The organism is Alishewanella tabrizica (genome assembly GCF_014652375.1).
In the GTDB taxonomy this organism is placed as follows: Bacteria; Pseudomonadota; Gammaproteobacteria; order Enterobacterales; family Alteromonadaceae; genus Alishewanella; species Alishewanella tabrizica.
In genome coordinates this window covers 123,905-142,941 of sequence record NZ_BMYR01000011.1, presented here as the reverse complement: position 1 = coordinate 142,941, position 19,037 = coordinate 123,905, and the positions used below count along the sequence as shown (strand labels likewise).

Sequence of the window (19,037 nt, the reverse complement as noted above, 5' to 3'; positions counted from 1 at the left end):
ATTATGCAACGTATTCGTATTGCTACGCGCAAAAGCGCGCTGGCGCTTTGGCAAGCGGAATTTGTGAAAGCTGAATTACTAAAGCATCATCCGCAATTGCAGGTTGAGTTAGTCCCTATGTCAACCCAAGGCGATAAAATTTTGGATACGCCACTGGCAAAAATTGGTGGTAAGGGCTTGTTTGTTAAAGAGCTTGAAACCGCTATTTTAGAAGGGCGTGCGGATATCGCGGTACATAGTATGAAAGATGTACCGGTCGAGTTTCCAGCAGGGTTAATGCTTAGCACCATTTGTGAGCGTGAAGATCCGCGCGATGCCTTTGTGTCTAACCAGTTTGATACCTTAGCTGAGCTGCCTTTGGGAGCCGTTGTGGGGACGTCTAGTTTACGCCGCCAGTGTCAAATAAAAGCGTTGCGGCCAGATTTACACGTACGTGATTTGCGCGGTAATGTGAACACGCGTTTAAGTAAGCTGGATAATGGTGAATTTGCCGCCATTATACTGGCTGCAGCAGGCTTAATCCGCTTGGGTTTTGTCCATCGTATTGCCAGTTATTTACCGATAGCCGAGAGCTTGCCCGCTAATGGCCAGGGCGCAGTGGGCATTGAATGCCGCAGTGATGATCCCGTGGTTCAAGCGCTATTAGCACCACTAGAGCACAGTACCACGCGTAATAGGGTATTAGCCGAGAGGGCGATGAATCGTCGTCTCCAAGGCGGCTGCCAAGTTCCTATCGGCGCGTTTGCTGAGCAAGAGGGTGACGTATTGCGGCTTAGAGGTTTGGTTGGCTCTTTGGATGGCCAACAGATTATTCGCGACGAGCTTAGCGGACCGGCAACTCAGGCCGAGCAGCTCGGGCAGCAATTAGCAGAGCGGCTACTGGCGGCGGGTGCGGGTGATATTCTAACTGCGGTTTATCAGGGCCACTAACAGACATTATGTTTTTAATTACGCGTCCTGCCGGTAAAGCCGATCATTTACTCGAAGCACTCGATAGCCAAGATATTGCGTATCTTTATCAACCGGTAATTACCACGCAAATGGTGCAACTTAAAGCACGAGACGTTAAAGCGTTACACCAAGCCGAGCTTGTGATTTTTGTGAGTGTGAGTGCAGTGAATGCCTTAGAACAACAAATGTCAGCAGCTGATCTATCTGCACCTTTGTTGGCGGTCGGTGAAACCACGGCAGCGGCCTTAGTTCGCTGGACTGGGCGTCACGTTCAGGTGCCTACGGATCAGCGCAGTGAAGGTTTACTTGCGCTGCCAGAGTTACAAAATGTGACAGGTAAGCGTATTGTGGTGGTAAGAGGCAACGCCGGGCGAGAATTAATCAAGCATACGTTGTTACAACGCGGTGCCTCAGTGCGCTATGTGCAAAGTTACAGCCGTAATCCATTGCCTCTAGATGGCCAACAATTATGTTGGCAATGGCAACAACACATTAGCTGCATAGTCGCGACCAGCAATGAAATATTACAACGAATTTTCGATTTAGTGCCTGTTGAGCAGCAAGTGTGGCTTTGTCAACAACAGTGGATCCTCGTCAGTCCCAGAGCACGTGATAGCGCACTGGCCTTAGGTATTGTACCGCAGCATATTCACTTAGCTAAAAGTGCTAATGACGATGATTTGCTGGCAGCGATAAAGCAGTTTAATAAGGAAAGGTTATGAGTGAACAATTTCAAGCAACTACCACAGAGGCCGATGCGCCGCTTGCTGCGCTTAACGCTGAGTTAGATCAACCAGTAACACAGAGTAATGCTGTTGCATGGTTTGCTTTGATTGTGGTTTTTCTCTTAACTGCGGCGATAAGTGTCGCGGGCTGGTTACTTTGGCCTCAATGGCAGCAGTTACACGCTCAGCAAGTTCAACATATACGTAGTCAGCAAAATGCCGAGCAACAGATGCAGCAGTTAGTCCAGGTTGCCACTCAACAACAGACAGACGCCATTGCGGCACAACAACAAGAAATTATGCGTTGGCAACAACAACAAACGGCGTCACAACAACAGTATACAGAGCAATTCATGCTGCAGGTGCACGCTTTAAGGCAGCAAATTCAGCAGGCAGAGAGTGCGCCGCCACAACATTGGGTGTTAATGGAAGTTCGGTTTTTATTGGTACGTGCTAGCCAAAACCTTGTGTTACAACAAGACATAAACAGTGCAATAGCGTTATTAACTGCGGCGGACAAGCAATTAGCAGAGGTAAATAACCCAGCGTTATTGCCAGTAAGACAGGCTATTACTGCAGATTTAGCTGCGCTAAACGGCCTGAACCTACCAGATAAACATCGAATGCATTTACAGCTGGGACAAATGCGCTTGCAAATCGCGTCTTTACCCGTAAAACAACAGCCACAGCAGTTACTTACTCTGCCTGAGCCGGATGCTGAATTGGCGAACTGGCGCCAAAATGTGGCCGCTTTTTGGCACCAGACTTGGAGCGCGTTGTTTCAGATTCGCGCAACGCTTCCCGATGACGTTATAAGCCTAACTGCAGAGCAGCAACTTAGCATTCAGTTAAGTTTGCAACAACAATTGATGCTGGCTGAAATGGCATTGTTACAACAACAGCCAGAGGTATTTAACGTCGCATTACAGCGCGCAGCGGATCTTTTACAACGTTATTTTGTGGCTGATACTCCAGCAGTGCAACAACTCAGCACGCATTTAGTTACACTGGCTGATGCTTTTGCCAATGCCCCTACAATACCCGTAATGCAGAGCTTGCCGCAGTTAGAGCGCCAATTGGCCATCTTACAGGAGGCCTTATATGAGTAAGCTGTTAGCATTAACGGCTATCTTAATTTTAGCCATGTTAGGTGGGCCGCTGCTGATTAACAATCCAGGCTATATAAAAATAGTGGTTGCTGGTTATACCATCGAAATGACGTTGCTTGGATTGGTATTGGCATTATTTGTCTTGGCTATTATCGTTTTCACACTCTATTTTATGGTGAAAAAGCTGGCGCGTTGGCAGCATAAATCATTCAGTTTTTTACGGGGGAGACGTCAACGCAAAGCCAGAGCTGCATTCGCCAGCGGTTTACAGGCGTATGCCAGACAGCAATGGCAATTGGCCAGTGAGCAATTGCAATTATCGTTACAAGATGGGCAATATCTTAACGAAAAGCGCATGTTAGCCAGTTATGCAAGTTTGTATGCGGGCAATAGTCAGCAAGCTACTACACTGGCAATAACGCTAGATACGACAGACAGTAATAGTGCCTTTGTGCAAGCCGATTTATTATTGCAGCAGGGGCAGCCTGGACAAGCGTGTCAGTTGCTGGCTTCGCATGTGAATGCGACAAATCGTGATAAGGCCCTAGGGCAGCTATACCTACAGGCCCTGCAGCAGGCCGGCCAATGGCGTCAGCTATTACACACCATCCCATTAGCGTTACAACAACAATGGTTTTCAAAAGCAGAGTGGCCCCAGCAGCGGTTTGCCATGTATCCCCGTGCGATAGCCCATTTAAGTATGCCGCAAGGGTTTAGCGCAGAAGCCGATTACTGGCAAACATTACCAACCAAAGAGCGTAAATCTTCAGCCGCTATGTTAGGTGTTGCTTGGGCTGACGCACAAGCGGGATTATCTGAACAGGCTGAACAAAAGCTTGTGCAAATATTAACCTTAGGTGAGTTACCTGCCGCATGGCCTTATTTACGGCAGATCCCATTAGGGCGCTCGGTGTTGAAGTTGCGTAAAGCGGTACAACATTGGTTGCGTGATAATCCAACCAATGGTTATCTTTTTGCCGTGCTTGCCTACCTAGCGGAGCAAGAAGGCGATCGCGAGCAGGCGGCGATGGCATGGCAAAAAGTAAAACAATATCAACCTGAACTGTGCTAAAACTGCTCCAAAGTCTAGCACCGGTTGCCCATGCCAATGCCAAGGTGCTGATTTTAGGCAGTATGCCCGGCGCTGAATCACTGGCACAGCAGCAATACTATGCGCACCCACGTAATGCCTTTTGGCCGATTATGGCTTCGTTATATGGTTTTGCTGCTGATTTACCTTATCCACTTCGCTTACAGCAGTTAACTGCGCATGGTGTCGCGCTATGGGATGTCTTGGCATACTGTGAGCGTGAGGGCAGCCTTGATAGTGCTATTCGTAACGAGCAGCCGAATGATTTTCACCGCTTTTTTGCGGCCCACCCGCATATTAGCCTCGTTGCTTTAAACGGGGGTAAAGCCGCACAAAGTTTTCAGAAGCATGTCATGCCTCATCTTACGTTACCTGTGCCACGATTAATGGCTTTGCCCTCGACCAGCCCTGCGTATGCTGCTATGCCGTTTTATAAAAAGTTAGCGTTATGGCAGCAAATTAAACCGACATCTTGCACTCTCGGCTGCTGATTAGGCAGCTCGTTAACGTACAGTGTAAAGTTAAGGTTTACTCGCTAAGATGTTGTGCTAAACGCTGGCGCAGTTCGCCATCAATAGCGACGGCTTTCCCGGTTTTTTGATCTAAACAAACGAACGTAACTTGCGCATCGGCGGCAACAGCGTCACTGCCAGCAATACGAACTTCTTGCGCCACAACCGCGCTTTTACCACCAATCTGACTGAAGCGTGTTGTAACCTCTAAGGTATGGCCCATCGTTGCGGCGACACGATAATTAATATTGATATTTACAATAACCCACGCCAAACCATGTTTAGCAAACCACTCGATATCACCGCTATCTTCTAGGTAGCCCCAGCGCGCTTCTTCTAAAAACTCAAGATAGCGCGCGTTATTAACATGCTGATAAATATCTAAATGATAACCACGAACTTTAATCAGCGTTTTATGTAACATAAATCTTTTCCTAAGTTTTAGTGTAATTACTCCTATTTTCGCACAGTGAATCAGCGAGTGCCAGAATATAAATTGACCAATTACATAAACTTGCTACTATAAATTTGTGACAAAAAACCTACAAATCTATTGCAGTAAACTATGTAAAGCATAAATACTTGAATGCATACTAAAGTCTTTTTTTTATGATGAGTATGGTGTTCTGATCTCTATATAGTGCTGTGAGTGTGTCGTAAGGAAAAAACAATAATGTTAAGGATATAAGATGAGAAGATTGTTTCTTGCCTGTTTACTGATGTTCACGTTTTCACTTCAGGCTGACTGGCTTAAGGCCATACAAGCGTACGAAGACAAGAAATACCCTGAAGCCAGAGCAGGGTTTACCGCGTTGTTACCGCTAGGAAATGCTGAAGCCGCATTTAATTTGGGAGTGATGGCCTATTATGGTGAAGGCCAAGATACCGATCTTGAAGCCGCATTATCCTATTTTTTGCTTGCCGAGAAACTTGAGCATCCCCAAGCCAGTGATATCGTAAAACGTGTTTATGCTGAGGCCACTTCCACGCAACGTACGGCAGCTGAAGACATCGCAGCGAAAGCGTTTGCCGCAACGGTGATTAAACAAGATGCCAGACCTTATCGGTTTAGTCGTGAGCAAGCGCCTGCTGCTGTAAATACACCCATGCCTGATATTCCAGATGAGGTGTCACGGCAACATCCTTTTGGGTATATCGTCCTTCAGTATTTAGTGGATGGTAATGGCCGTGTTCAGGTTGTTGATGCCGTAGATGGTTTTCCAGAAGATGTTTTCAATTCGTATACCTTTAGAGCTATGCGCCGTTGGCAATACGAGGCAACAGGTAAGCCGCATTTGATGTCGATTCAGCTCAATTTTTGGGTAAAAGGCGCCATGGATGCACGCTCTGCAAATCAAGTTATTGGGCATAAAAACCTGTGGCAATATGCACAATTAGGATCAGGCCGGCATCAAGAGATGTTAGGCAGTGTGCTGAATCTTATCTCTATGGTCTCAGGGGCATTAGTTTATGTGGAACCGTCTTTAGTAGAGTCAGAATCAGTACCCGATCTTTCCGCATGGTTTGACACTAAAAAGTTAGACGTGTCGATACCGTCCTTTGAAGGCGAAGTGAGTGTACAAACGAATCCTGAGGGAGAAATTGTGCGGCTGTTGGATGTTAATGGTTTAAAACAACCCGAGCCAGAAAAAGTGCTTGGTATCAAAATTCGAGGGGCTGAGGCTGGGATATTCGAATTAACTAATAATATTAATCAAAGTCGTTCTTTTAGCCGGATCAGTAAACGAGATGGGATTATTATTAAGCAATATGTACCGGTACATCCTAGTCTTACAGCAAACTATTGGTGGAAAAAAGCTGCAGTTAACGGTGATCGTAGAGCGCAACGTATTCTTGGGGCACAGCGCGAAGATTGGCAATTTTATTTGATACAGCAGCAAGATGCGGTTGCAACGGCTTGGCATGGCGCGCGCTTGATATTAGATGGAGAGCAGGTGGAAGGGGCTGCGTTATTACAACAGGCTAAGGCTGCAGGGTACAAACCTGCAGCAGAGCTGATAGACGCATTAGCGGTGTCTGTAGCGATGAATTAAATATAGGCAAAGGCATCGGCGAACATGTGTTCACGATGCCCGCCTTGCGCGGCAAATGCCTCTCTGGCAACACCTGCCATGGCAAAGGGACCCGCCATATAGATATCGTAAGTGTCGAGCGAGCTAAAATCATCTAACACGGCTTGATGCACTAATCCGATTTTACCCGTCCAAGAGGCATTCGGTTCCTGAACCACAGGGATAAAGTGGAAAGTCGAATGCGTGTCTGCCCACTGCTTAAGCTTTGTAGCATAATAAAGCGCTTCCTCATGACGAACACCCCAGTATAAAAAAACCGGTTTATCGTAGTTTGCTGCAGCTATCGCCATCGCGATACTATGCACATACGAAAAACCCGTCCCCCCCGCAAGAAGGATAATCGGACGCTCACTGTGCTGGCGCCATTGCGCTTGACCTAAGCCTACTTCAACCATAATCGAGGTATTTGTACTGTGATGATGCTGTATATGGTTCATCGCGGCACTGGACCAACTATCGCCAGCTGGCGTGCCGATATGTAACTCCAGCAAAGTGTCTGCCGGTGTACTAGCAATAGAGAAAGGACGTTTATCCGTTGGGGTGAGGCAAAGTTGTAAATACTGACCAGCAATAAAAGATACCGGCTCAGCTGGCGCGAGCAGTACTTTATTGACAACAGGGGTTAATGATTCAATAGCAACAACCCGACAGGCAATAGCGTTCATAAACGTCTCATGTTAAGCAGCGATTAGCCGCGAATAAAAGGATGATGCAGCTCTAAATCTGAGCGTGCAAAGGCCAAGCAACAATAAACAAAACCTTGTTGTTGATCAAGTTCAGTCAGCGGACTAGGCGGGGTATAATCGACCGTGCCTTGCCGTAGTTTACAGACACAACTGGTACATACCCCTTGTTGGCAGCGATATGGAAAATCAATGCCTTGGCGCAGCGCTGCCTGCAAAATCGTCTCGTTTTGTGCAACCGAGAATTGCAGTTTAGCGGGTAGCACCGTAACGAGATAACTCATTTGCTTTTCTCTGGTAAAGGAATGCCCAAGCTTGGCCAAAGCGTATCAATGCGCTGTTTGATTTCATCAGACATCACAATAGGCTCTCCCCATTCCCGAGTTGTTTCGCCAGGCCATTTGTTGGTTGCATCCATACCCATTTTTGAACCCAAACCTGATACAGGCGAGGCAAAGTCCAAATAATCAATGGGGGTATTTTCTACTAAGGTAGTATCTCGAGCAGGATCCATCCGGGTGGTAATCGCCCAAATGACATCTTGCCAATCACGGGCATTGATATCGTCATCACAGACAATAACAAACTTGGTGTACATAAATTGCCGTAAAAACGACCAAACTCCCATCATTACGCGTTTAGCATGACCAGGATATTGCTTTTTCATCGTGACCACAGCAAGTCGATATGAACAGCCTTCAGGCGGCAAATAGAAGTCGGTAATTTCTGGAAATTGCTTTTGCAAAATAGGTACAAATACTTCGTTTAAGGCGACGCCCAGAATAGCGGGTTCATCTGGCGGACGTCCGGTATAGGTACTATGGTAGATAGGATCTTGGCGATGCGTAATATGAGTAACGGTAAACACCGGAAAATCATCAACTTCATTGTAATACCCAGTATGATCACCATAGGGGCCTTCGGGAGCCATTTCACCCGGTTCAATATAGCCCTCTAATACAAACTCCGCGTTAGCAGGAACTTGCAAATCATTACTGATGCATTTTACTACCTCGGTATTATCACCGCGTAGCAACCCAGCAAAACCATATTCTGACAGGGTATCAGGTACGGGGGTTACAGCGCCTAAAATGGTTGCGGGATCAGCACCTAGCGCAACTGAAACGGGAAAGCGCTCACCGGGATGTGCTTTTTGCCACTCAAAAAAGTCGAGCGCACCGCCACGGTGTGATAACCAGCGCATAATGAGTTTGTTTTTACCTAATACTTGCTGGCGATAAATGCCTAAATTTTGCCGTTCTTTATGCGGGCCTTTGGTCACGGTAAGCCCCCAGGTAATCAATGGGGCTGCATCACCAGGCCAGCACGTCATCACCGGCAGTTGCGTAAGATCAACCTGATCGCCGCTCAACACAATTTGTTGGCAAACGGCTTTCTTCACCTGTTTCACCGACATGTTCAGTACTTGCTTAAAAATAGGCAATTTACTAAAAGCGTCTTTTAAACCTTTTGGTGGTTCCGGTTCTTTTAAAAAAGCTAAAAGCTTTCCCACTTCACGCAGCGCGGCAACATCTTCTTGCCCCATTCCCAGCGCGACACGTTGTGGAGTACCAAATAAGTTGGCTAGTACGGGGATAGATGAGCCTTTGGGATTTTCAAACAATAGGGCGGGACCTCCTGCGCGAAGCGTTCTATCGGCGATCTCTGTCATTTCCAAAACCGGGTCAATAGCCTGCTTAATGCGCACCAATTCACCACGTTTTTCTAATTGTTGGATAAAATCCCGTAAATCTTTGTATTTCATGCTGTACCTTTTAAGGCCGCTTGGTTTTACCAAGAAGAGTATTCACTATTATACATTTCTAAGCTAGCGCTGCCAGTGTTGTGCTAGAGCACCTTGCCTATCTATTTTTGCCTTTTATCTACATCGCTACATACGAAGCTCTTGTTAGAAAAGGTTAATATTTTCTGTAATAAATCGTCCAATTGGGTGTTGCTCGTACATTTAACGCCATTCGCCTTGTCGCTTTTGCACATTATCACATGCCGGCTTAAGCTATTTGGATGAGCTTTTACGTTAGCTCTGAGCGGGCGCTACGACATCATCTCATGATCAGATTTGGCTCTCGGTCAGGTAATTTTAAAAATAAGAGCTTTTACGGCGCTTTTTTGATACAAGTAGGTTATTAACCCGCATTGAGGTCTTGTTGATGCATTTCCCAGAATCAGTAAAGCAGCAAACTTGCAGTGATTGCTTAAGTGGCCAAGATTTAGGGTTTCAAATTCGGATGGCGTTTCAACCTATCCTTGATTGGCAAACGAAAGACATTATAGCCTATGAAGCACTCGTGCGTGGCCCTGCAGGCGAGGGCGCGGGCTGGGTATTTGCGCGTATAAATGAACAAAACAAGTATTACTTTGATCAGGCTTGTCGGGTAAAAGCGATTGAAACGGCAGCTAAGTTGGGCTGTAAAACGTTTCTTAATATTAACTTTTTACCCAATGCTGTCTATAACCCTGAAACCTGTATTAAGGCCACGATTGAAGCGGCCGATTTATACGGGTTTGATTTAAACAAACTCGTTTTTGAAGTCACCGAAGGCGAGCAAATTCCTGATAAGGAACACTTAAACCGCATTTTTCGCAGCTATGCTAAGCGTGGCTTTAAAACAGCAATCGATGATTACGGTTCAGGGTATGCCACGTTAGATTGGTTAATTGAATTAAAACCAAACATTTTAAAGTTAGATATGCAGCTTATTCGTAATATCCATCTTAACCGGGCTAAGCAGCATATTGTCTGCAAAACCATAGAGCAATGTGAGTTACAAGGTACTCGTGTGCTTGCTGAAGGGGTTGAAACGCGTGAAGAGTGTGATTACCTAACCTCTATAGGTATTCGATATTTACAAGGGTATTATTTTGCGAAGCCGGAGTTAGAAAGGCTAACGCCGTTGTCGGAAATAAACGGCCTCGTTTAAAAAAGTGCGCCGTAATGGCGCACTTTTCATTTTAACCGTTAGTACAAAGCTAGCGATTAGAAGTTATACGAGACACGGCCATACACTAAACGCCCAGAACGACCGAAGGGAGAATAGTTAGAGAATGACGTTGCGCCTGTAGTATTCAAGTTGATCGGAAACGCGTCAGGATACTGATCAAAAATGTTATCTGCACCAAAAGCCACTGTCCAACTATCGTTAAACTCATAACGTGCCTCTAAGTCCACCAACGTTTTTGGCGTGAGAACAAAGTCGGTCGCGGCGGTTGTGCCAGGTGTTAACACCTCGCCATACCGTGTCGCTTTCAACGTTGCGCTCAAATTGTCATAACTCCAGTTAACGGTCGCACCAATTTTATCTTTGGGCGTGCCTTTCTCAAATGTTAGTACGTTAACCCGACCAAACAAGGTTGGTGCGGGGTTAAGTGCTGACAATTGCGATGTTGTCGGTAACGCCGTTACTTTTGTCTCGTTATAGTTACCTACTAAGGTAAAATCGAACAAACCAAGGTTATCGGTTGGTAATGACCAGTTAATTACCACATCAACGCCTTGTGTTTCGGTATCAACGCCGTTGATAAAGAAGCGACCGCCACCTATACCAATAAAGCCCTGCGAGGTTAAAAAATTCCTCACGTTAACTTGTGTAAGGTTTTCCGACAGTACAATACGATCTTCGATATCGATACGATAACCATCAACGGTAATTGATACGCCACCTACTCTAAACACCGTACCCAGAGAGTAGTTAACAGATTTCTCAGCGTCTAACGCTTTAGCACCTAACGCTTGAGCCACCGGATCACTGACTGGGAAGGTCGTAATATCAAACGGGATACCATTAATAAAGTTGGTTGAGGTTGCCGTAAAGTTTTGTTGCTGTAACGAAGGCGCTCTAAAGCCGTTTTGTAACGAGCCCCTGATAGCAAAAGTATCGGTAAAATCGTAACGTAAAGCCGCTTTACCGGTCAAATTGCTACCAAAGTCAGAATAGTCTTCTGCGCGTAGCGCAACAGACCCCAGCATGTTATCGGTTAAGTTGGCTTCAAGGTCAAGGAAGGCACCGATAGCTCGCCGGGTTTCTCTTACTTCATTTGAAGGCCGGAAGCCAGGGAATACCTGTGCGCCGGATGCGGTTGGATTACCGTTTATCAAGACGCCGCCGTTACGCCACGAATCTGGCTCACCGGCAAAAATGCTGTAGCGCTCGCGACGTAATTCAATACCTGTGGCTACGTTCAGTGGAGAGGCGAGTGCGGCAACATTAAATGAACGTACACCCGAGGCATTAAACACCGCTTGACCATAACGGTAACCGCCTGCATCAAATTCTGTTTTGCTGCTAGGTCCAATTGAGCGGTTTAGTGTATTTTCGATGGTGAAGGCCATGCGGTTTTGACCCCAAACCAAGGAGGTATCGATGGTCCACTCGCCAACATCAAATTCATAACCTACAGCCGCGCTGGCATCCGTTACATCAGGCGCAATGATGGGCAAGAAACCATCTGGATAAATTTCAATAACGTTACGGGCATCGTTAGCTGGGCGATAAAAGCCGCCTGAGCGGGCTTCACGATTTTGATAACTCAACCAAGCATAGACTTTACCGTTATCTAGGGTTTTCCCCGCATTGGCAAACAGGGTGACTTGCTCTAATTCCGGTTCACCATACCACGCATTAAAACGATTAAATAAAGTCTCGCGTGGATCAAATTGGCCATTAACTAGCGGATACTGTTGGCGGAAATCGTAGCCACCACGTTCCGTTTTTTCGGCATCTTTATATTCTGCTGAAATTGTTAAAAACGCATTGCTACCTAAATCAAACCCGCGCCAACCACTTAATGTTAAGGTTTCACCGTCAGTGCGGCTGCGCTCGATTACAGCAGGAGCACTCCAAGTGGCACCTGCAGGTGTGGGTGTGGTAGGTGTACTGTATGTACTGTCGCGCCAACCATAGGATGACGTAAAGTTGCCACCCTCGCTGGCTTCTCTTAACCGTAAATTTAGCACGCCGGCAATCGCGTCAGAGCCATATTGCGCAGAAGCGCCATCCCGTAATACTTCAACCGAACTAATGGCTGCAGTGGGAATCGTATTTAAGTCAACAGCAGAAGAGCCTCGGCCAACAGAGCCGTTAACGTTAACCAGTGCAGCGGCATGGCGACGCTTAGAGTTAACTAAAACTAAGGATTGATCTGGCCCTAAACCACGTAATGTAGCCGGACGTACCGTATCTGTGCCATCGGTAAGGCCTGGACGAGGAAAGTTAAACGAAGGCAACGCGGTAGATAACACTTGGTTTAATTCTGTTGAGCCTGAGCGCTGAAGACTTTCTGCACTCACAATATCAATTGGCACAGCTGTGTCGGAAACAGAACGTCCTGCAACCCGGGTACCGGTGACGACAATTTGTTCGATTTTTTCCGCTTTTTCATCGGTCGTGTCTTCCTGTGCAAAAGCTACAGGGGTTAGCAGTGTTAAGGCCACGGCCAGTGCGAGCGGGTTTGGCTTGAAGCTGCGCATAGAAAATATCTCCTCATTATTTTTATTAAAGCAATCACTCTAACAACCTGGTCCTGGGCCAGTAAAACAATTAAAGATTTTATAATTGCCCTTTGACTATGGCATAGTCTCTGGCAGACTTCCAGAAGTCTTGGTAACAATGATCATTTAAATCGAGGGGCGTCATGAAAAAAGAGACTCAACTTATCCATGCAGGTCGCAGTAAAAAGTGGACAGGCAGTGCGGTAAATCCACCTTTAGTGCGGGCCTCGACTATTGTTTTTGACACTATGCAAGAGCTGAAAGACGCGACAAAACAACGTGGAAACCGTGTTCCCTTTTATGGTCGACGGGGTACACAAACGCATTTTGCTTTTCAAGAGGCCATGTGTGAACTAGAAGGCGGTGCCGGATGTGCATTATATCCCTGCGGGGCGGCAGCCATTAGTGGTGCGCTCTTGTCTTTTTTAAAGCAAGGCGATCATTTGTTAATGGTGGATACCGCCTATGAGCCCACCCGAGGATTATGCGATAAAATACTGGCAGGGTTAGGCATTACCACTACTTATTATGATCCTATGGTGGGCGCCGAGATAGAGCAGCTTATCCAGCCAAATACCAAAGTCATTTTTTTAGAGTCGCCGGGCTCACTCACTATGGAAGTACAGGATATTCCAGCGATTTGTCAGGTTGCCAAAGCACACAATATTATTACTATTTTAGATAACACTTGGGCGTCGCCAATCTTATGTCGGCCTTTTGAACTGGGGGTGGATATTGCTATTCAAGCCGCGACAAAATATATCATCGGGCACTCTGATGTCATGTTGGGCACGGCTACGGCCACTAGCGCATGCTGGCCTACATTACGGGAACACAGTTACTTATTAGGCTATTGTGCTTCTGCAGACGATGTTTATGCTGCATCGCGAGGCTTGCGCACATTGAGCGTACGTTTAAAGCAGCATGAGCAAAATGCCTTAATCATTGCCAAGTGGTTAGCCGCGCGGCCCGAGGTAGAGGCCATTCGTCATCCAGCGTTTGAAGACAGCCCTGGACATGCGTTTTTTCGGCGCGATTTTAGCGGCAGTAACGGCTTATTTTCTTTTATATTAAAACAAGGTAGTAGCGAGCAGGTACAAGCGTTTATTGAAGGCATGCAGCATTTTAAAATGGGCTTTTCGTGGGGCGGTTATGAAAGCTTAATTACAGCTACCATGAATGTACAAGCACTACGTACCGTAACGTCTTGGCCTTATTCGGGGCCACTGATCCGCTTACATATTGGGTTAGAAAATCCAGACGATTTAATCGATGATTTAGCGCAGGCTTTTGCGCGGTTTGCTATGCGCTAACCTTTGTGAATTATTATGCTGTTATGGGCTGTGTTAACGCAGTTCATCATAAAATAAGTTAGCTTGCAGTTTTGCTGTGAGCTGCTTTAATCCTCACTTTTATTGCCTCGTCATGCGTTTAAACTTTGTTCAGATTGTTTATTGCATGCTCCAGAGTTGAATAACTATTCATCAATCGGTAAGTTTTAAGCAATTTCTGCTGGTGATTTAGCTGCAGATCCATACAATGCCGCCCCTCTTAAGGTTATCGCGCCACGAATAGGTGATGACTTTGCTTTGGCCACCTGCTGGCTGCTTTTATCAGGAGTTACTATGTCTGAGCGTTTTTCCTCATTGGCGTTAGGTCAATAGAGTTTGGTGGCTGTTGCTGTAGCGGCAGTCAGCCCGGTTTCGGCACAAGCACAAGCGGCTGTAGTAGATGGCGTGCCAGAGCGCATTCAAGTTACAGGTTCACGTATTCTTCGCGAAGGGGCCATAGCGCCTTCACCGGTTACGGTCATTTCAGGACGCGATTTAGTTGAAACGGGTGCCATGAACATTGGTGAAGTGTTGAACACGTTACCTTCGTTAGCCGCAACATTTTCATTAGCAAACGCAGGGCGCTCTATTGGTACAGCAGGGTTAAGTTTATTAGATTTGCGTAGCATGGGGGCTTCACGCACTCTGGTGTTAGTTGATGGTCGCCGTCATGTTGCCAGTAGCGCAGGTTCTGCTGCAGTAGACACCAATAGTATTCCTACCGCTTGGTTAGACTCTGTTGAGATCATTACTGGCGGCGCTTCCGCTGTGTACGGTGCGGATGCCGTGACAGGCGTAGTCAATTTTAAACTGAAAAAAGACATTCAAGGCTTTGATTTACAAGCTAGTAAAGGTTATGCCGACGATAATCCATATGAAAATCAAAAGGTCTCCTTGTCATTTGGTACTAACTTTGCCGGTGGGCGTGGCAATGTTGCGATAGCGGCGGAGTATGCAGGGCAAGATGGCATGAATGCCACGCAGAGACGTTTAACGCGAACGTCTTACATGGCGGTTGCCAATCCAGCAAACGGTGACTTCCGCAATAGCGACGGTGTCTTTATCAATGACGGTATTCCTGATCGCATTACTGTAGCGAACGCCGGTTGGTATGATAGCGCAACCGCCGGAAACTTTTTGTTAAATGGCGATTGGTATATTTTTAATCCAGATGGCAGCGTACGTTTGCAAAACCTGGGTACGACATACGGCAATATTGAGCACTGCAGCAATTGTGAATTCTTAAATCTGCGTGAATACCAAGATTTACAGCCTGGCTTTAATCGCCAAAACGTGAACATGAAAGCAAATTTCGATTTAACCGATAGCATCAACCTGTTTGCCGAAGGCAAATATGTTCGCAGTAAGGGCAGCAATGAAGGTCAACCTTCGTTTTTTGAATATCGCACGGCAATTGGCATCGCGCGCGATAACGCTTTTTTAGACGACAGTATGGCCGCTTTGATGGATGCCAATGGCTTAGAAACGATCCGTATCCATCGCTTTCAAAAAGATGCTGGGCGGCGATTTGAACAAAATACCCGCACGACATCACGTTTTGTGATTGGCGCTGAGGGGGAGTTATCCGCTGATTGGGGATTTGAGAGTTATCTTACTCATGGTGAGACGACCTTAGAACAGGTGAATTACAACAATTTAATGCGGACTAACTTTGCACAATCTGTAGATGCCATTGCTCTGGATAACGGTGACATTGTATGTCGTGATACCACTGCACGCGCTTTTGGCTGCGTGCCAACCAGTTTGTTTGGCGATAATGCGATTAATCAGGCTGCACGTGATTGGTTTAACACCACGTCATACAGCCATAGCACCATTACGCAAACGGTTGTTAACGGCAGTATCAATAATAGCAGTGTATTCGAATTACCCGCTGGCTATGTGGGGTTTTCTGCGGGCGTAGAATATCGCAAAGAGCGAAGTGAATCAGTGCCTGATCGTTTCGCCGCTACCGGTGCAACGTTCTTAAACTCACTGCAATATATGCGGGGTGAGTTTGATGTAAAAGAGGCCTTCACTGAAGTGTCTATTCCCTTGCTGGCAGATTTACCCTTAATTCAAGATTTAGCCTTTGATGCCGCCGTGCGTTATGCCAAGTACAGCACCATTGGTGAGGCTACAAGTTGGAAGACCGGTTTAGATTGGACGATTAACAACGCACTACGTGTACGTGCAACCTATTCAGAAGCGTTACGCGCACCGAATATTAGCGAGTTATTTGGCCCGCAAAATCAGACGTTTTTTAGTGTGATCGATCCCTGTGCTACAACAGAAAGACAGAATCAAACGCGCGTTAACAATTGTGCCGCTATTGGCATCGCACCTGATTTCCCATTAAATAATCCGCCTTCTACTGTTGAGGGGGTTAGCGGCGGTAATCCTAATTTACGTGCTGAGAAATCAGACAGCTACACAGTGGGATTTGTGTATCAACCAGAATTTATTCGTGGTTTTAGTGTTACTGCTGATTATTGGTCTATTGAAATTGATGATGCTATAGCAGCTATCAGCGCGCAAAATATTTTAAACCGTTGTGTAGATTCCGCCAGCGGCCCAAATACACAGTTCTGTAATTTAGTGCAGCGTGATCCAGTAGCGCAAACCTTACAGCGTATTACGTCTGTTGTCCAAAACGTGGCAGCACAAACGGCCAGCGGTGTCGATGTTGAACTCGGGTACGATTTAGACGGTTTAGGTGGGCGCTTTAATACCAAACTTATTGGTACTTGGTTAGAATCACGTAAAACCTTCTCATTCCAAGATTTTCCAAATGAGTTTATTGAAAATGCTGGCGTGGTGGGTGACGCGACATGGCAAGCGAATTTAACGGTGAATTACCGGTACGATGCGTGGTCGGCCGGCGTGAAAACACGCTATATCGATGCGGTATCACTGTTTACGTCGCAATCACTGGCGATAAATCCAGATCCTAGCGATATCATGCAGTATGGTAGTTATGTCGTAACCGATATTCGCCTTGGATATGACTTCGCCAATGGCATTAAACTGGCGTTAGGCATGGACAATGTGTTTAACCGTGATTTGCCGGGTGTTACTACCGGTACCACAGCCGAAACCGGTTTGTATAACAATATTGGTCGTTTTTACTACACCAGTCTATCGTATGCTTTTTAAGCCATAGGCGTGCAAAAGAGACCAGCGCAAAACCCGACGTAAATGTCGGGTTTTTTTATGGGTCTTTCTCATGCATGCATTGATCTGTTTAACCGTTCTTCTACAATGGCGCCATCAATTTTTGGAGTACGTAAGATGAGTGAAGTAACCGTTGTCGCATCACCAGGGCTGCAAACAAACGTTGTTAATTGGTTGGCACGATCTTGGGTGCAGCGCACCTTATTAACCTTAATTTTAATTAATGCGGTGTTATTAGGTTTAGAAACCTCTGCAGAGATTATGGCGGTGGCGTCGGGCCCTATTTTAGCCTTAGATCGCATTATTTTATGGATCTTTGTTATCGAAATTGCACTACGAATTTATGCCTACCGTTTGGCATTTTTTAAAGATGCCTGGAGCTTATTTGATTTTGCTGTGGTGGCCATTGCATTAGTGCCAGCAAGTGGGCCTTTTGCTGTGTTGCGGGCGTTACGTGTACTACGTGTATTGCGGGTGTTGACCTTTGTACCGTCTATGAAAAAAATTGTTGGGGCGTTAGTAAAATCACTTAATGGCATGGTCTCCATCGCTATGGTGCTCGGCTTGGTGTATTACGTTTCTGCCGTTATGGCCACTAAGTTATTTGGTCAGGCATTTCCAGAATGGTTTGGTAGCTTGGGGGCAACCTTATATACCTTGTTCCAAGTAATGACGCTAGAGAGTTGGTCAATGGGGATTTCGCGGCCTGTTATGGAACAATTCCCTTATGCATGGGCTTTCTTCGTACCGTTTATTCTTATAGCGACTTTCACGATGCTAAATCTGTTTATTGCGGTGATTGTCAACGCAGTGCAAAGTATGAATGAAGAAGAACATAAAGACGAAATCGATGCAAAAGCACAAGTACAGCAAGATTTATTGTTACAAATGCAGCAATTACAAGCTGAATTAGCGGCATTAAGAGCACAATTGCCGTCGCATAATAAGGAATAAGGTGGGAACTGCGCGGTTTATACGATGAAACGATAAACCGCGTATCGCGAGCCATTGCCAGTGTTCACTGCTTTCACAGTGTTACCTTGGTGTTAGGGCGTGTGCATAAAACTATCGAGTTCTTTTCCGGTTAACTTACTAATACTACTAAAAATAAACCAGATAGCGAAAAACAACATCGCCATGCTGGGTAATACGATAACGGGATAACTGAGCCAGGTCATTTTACCCAGTTCTTCATTAAATGCTGTGGTGCCTGGTGGGCTAACTAAGATCACTTTGGCCAGCACATAGTTTAATAAGGAGGAAAGAAAAAACGAGGCGGCGACTAAATACCCTGCTTGGGCTAATTTTTTCTCAAAGGCGACGGTGTTTTGTTGTTGTTCTAGTTCGGCATACAGTTTAGCGTTGTCTAACAGCTCACCATTTAAGATAAACTTTTTAACTAAAGGGTAGCGCGTATATTGGCTAATTAAAACCGCCACACCAATAGCACCAGGGATCGCCGCTTCCTTAATGGCAATGTATTTTGCATCTAATTGCAATAATGCGATTCCGCCTGTGAGCAGGACACTAATCACGCCTAACACAGAGAAGAAATTGACTTTTCCGGCGTGTTTTAATTCCCATACACCAAAACATACGGGAAACGCCAGTGCCACAACGAGCCCCCACACCGGGCCTAATTGATGTTCGCCACTAAATTTACTGAGGATAATGGCAGGGATCACTACGTTTATCAGCAAGTTACTGAGTAAGCCACTGGATTTTTTGGGTTGGTTGCTGGTGCTTGTCATCGTTTTATTCCACAACTACATAGATTAACGTTCTGCGTAACCGAGTATATCGCAAGCAGGGTGCCAGTGCCTATGTGACACTTACTTCTCTTACACGCATTTCCACTAC

General features: G+C 46.0%; 16 protein-coding genes. 10 read left to right on the top strand and 6 right to left on the bottom strand.

Annotated elements, in window-relative coordinates; genetic code table 11:
* Positions 1–3: 3 nt before the first annotated feature.
* From hemC to IE070_RS13575, 5 genes are read left to right on the top strand one after another with little or no spacing between them, the layout of a single operon-like run.
* Positions 4–930 (top strand): hydroxymethylbilane synthase, encoded by a 927-nt coding sequence (hemC, locus tag IE070_RS13595; protein ID WP_189483740.1) that lies wholly within the window; start codon positions 4–6, stop codon positions 928–930.
* 8 nt (positions 931–938) lie between these two features.
* Positions 939–1,673, top strand: a complete 735-nt coding sequence (locus tag IE070_RS13590) for a uroporphyrinogen-III synthase (protein WP_189483739.1) — start codon at positions 939–941, stop codon at positions 1,671–1,673.
* Complete coding sequence (locus IE070_RS13585) at positions 1,670–2,785, top strand: uroporphyrinogen-III C-methyltransferase (protein WP_189483738.1); 1,116 nt, start codon at positions 1,670–1,672, stop codon at positions 2,783–2,785. The genes IE070_RS13590 and IE070_RS13585 overlap by 4 nt, the downstream gene beginning before the upstream one ends.
* Entirely contained in the window at positions 2,778–3,857 is a 1,080-nt protein-coding gene (locus tag IE070_RS13580; RefSeq protein ID WP_189483737.1) for a heme biosynthesis HemY N-terminal domain-containing protein, read from the top strand. The genes IE070_RS13585 and IE070_RS13580 overlap by 8 nt, the downstream gene beginning before the upstream one ends.
* The gene (locus IE070_RS13575; protein ID WP_189483736.1) at positions 3,851–4,366 is read left to right on the top strand and encodes a DNA-deoxyinosine glycosylase; all 516 of its coding nucleotides are present in this window, start codon (positions 3,851–3,853) and stop codon (positions 4,364–4,366) included. The genes IE070_RS13580 and IE070_RS13575 overlap by 7 nt, the downstream gene beginning before the upstream one ends.
* Before the next feature lie 37 nt (positions 4,367–4,403).
* Here the strand turns inward: IE070_RS13575 and IE070_RS13570 are convergent, their stop codons facing one another.
* Complete coding sequence (locus IE070_RS13570) at positions 4,404–4,811, bottom strand: acyl-CoA thioesterase (RefSeq protein ID WP_189483735.1); 408 nt, start codon at positions 4,809–4,811, stop codon at positions 4,404–4,406.
* 265 nt (positions 4,812–5,076) lie between these two features.
* Here IE070_RS13570 and IE070_RS13565 point away from each other — a divergent pair, with 265 nt between their 5' ends.
* On the top strand, positions 5,077–6,441 hold the full coding sequence (locus IE070_RS13565) for a hypothetical protein (protein WP_189483734.1): 1,365 nt from the start codon (positions 5,077–5,079) through the stop codon (positions 6,439–6,441).
* On the opposite strand, the gene fre is transcribed toward IE070_RS13565, so the two are convergent.
* The 3 genes from fre to ubiD are packed head-to-tail and all read right to left on the bottom strand — an operon-like array spanning position 6,438 to position 8,928.
* Positions 6,438–7,145, bottom strand: coding sequence for an NAD(P)H-flavin reductase (gene fre, locus IE070_RS13560; RefSeq protein ID WP_189483733.1), 708 nt, complete (start codon positions 7,143–7,145; stop codon positions 6,438–6,440). The two genes, IE070_RS13565 and fre, sit on opposite strands and share 4 nt — an antisense overlap.
* 23 nt (positions 7,146–7,168) lie before the next feature.
* Entirely contained in the window at positions 7,169–7,447 is a 279-nt protein-coding gene (locus tag IE070_RS13555) for a 2Fe-2S iron-sulfur cluster-binding protein (RefSeq protein WP_189483732.1), read from the bottom strand.
* Positions 7,444–8,928 carry a 4-hydroxy-3-polyprenylbenzoate decarboxylase gene (gene ubiD / locus IE070_RS13550; RefSeq protein WP_189483731.1) on the bottom strand — a complete coding sequence of 495 codons (1,485 nt, stop codon included), beginning with the start codon at positions 8,926–8,928 and terminating at the stop codon, positions 7,444–7,446. Before ubiD ends, IE070_RS13555 begins: the two co-directional genes overlap by 4 nt.
* A gap of 406 nt (positions 8,929–9,334) precedes the next feature.
* On the opposite strand from ubiD, the gene IE070_RS13545 reads away from it, so the two are divergent.
* The gene (locus tag IE070_RS13545) at positions 9,335–10,105 is read left to right on the top strand and encodes an EAL domain-containing protein (protein WP_189483730.1); all 771 of its coding nucleotides are present in this window, start codon (positions 9,335–9,337) and stop codon (positions 10,103–10,105) included.
* A 56-nt stretch (positions 10,106–10,161) separates the two neighbouring features.
* On the opposite strand, the gene IE070_RS13540 is transcribed toward IE070_RS13545, so the two are convergent.
* The gene (locus IE070_RS13540) at positions 10,162–12,651 is read right to left on the bottom strand and encodes a TonB-dependent receptor plug domain-containing protein (RefSeq protein ID WP_189483729.1); all 2,490 of its coding nucleotides are present in this window, start codon (positions 12,649–12,651) and stop codon (positions 10,162–10,164) included.
* Between the two features lie 164 nt (positions 12,652–12,815).
* On the opposite strand from IE070_RS13540, the gene IE070_RS13535 reads away from it, so the two are divergent.
* From IE070_RS13535 to IE070_RS13525, 3 genes are all read left to right on the top strand, one after another.
* Entirely contained in the window at positions 12,816–13,985 is a 1,170-nt protein-coding gene (locus tag IE070_RS13535; RefSeq protein ID WP_189483728.1) for a cystathionine beta-lyase, read from the top strand.
* 357 nt (positions 13,986–14,342) lie between these two features.
* The gene (locus tag IE070_RS13530; RefSeq protein ID WP_229797070.1) at positions 14,343–17,159 is read left to right on the top strand and encodes a TonB-dependent receptor; all 2,817 of its coding nucleotides are present in this window, start codon (positions 14,343–14,345) and stop codon (positions 17,157–17,159) included.
* Between the two features lie 135 nt (positions 17,160–17,294).
* Entirely contained in the window at positions 17,295–18,131 is an 837-nt protein-coding gene (locus IE070_RS13525) for an ion transporter (RefSeq protein WP_189483727.1), read from the top strand.
* A 92-nt stretch (positions 18,132–18,223) separates the two neighbouring features.
* On the opposite strand, the gene IE070_RS13520 is transcribed toward IE070_RS13525, so the two are convergent.
* A complete protein-coding gene (locus tag IE070_RS13520; RefSeq protein ID WP_189483726.1) occupies positions 18,224–18,928 on the bottom strand; it encodes a VC0807 family protein in 705 nt (234 codons plus the stop codon).
* Between the last annotated feature and the right edge of the window lie 109 nt (positions 18,929–19,037).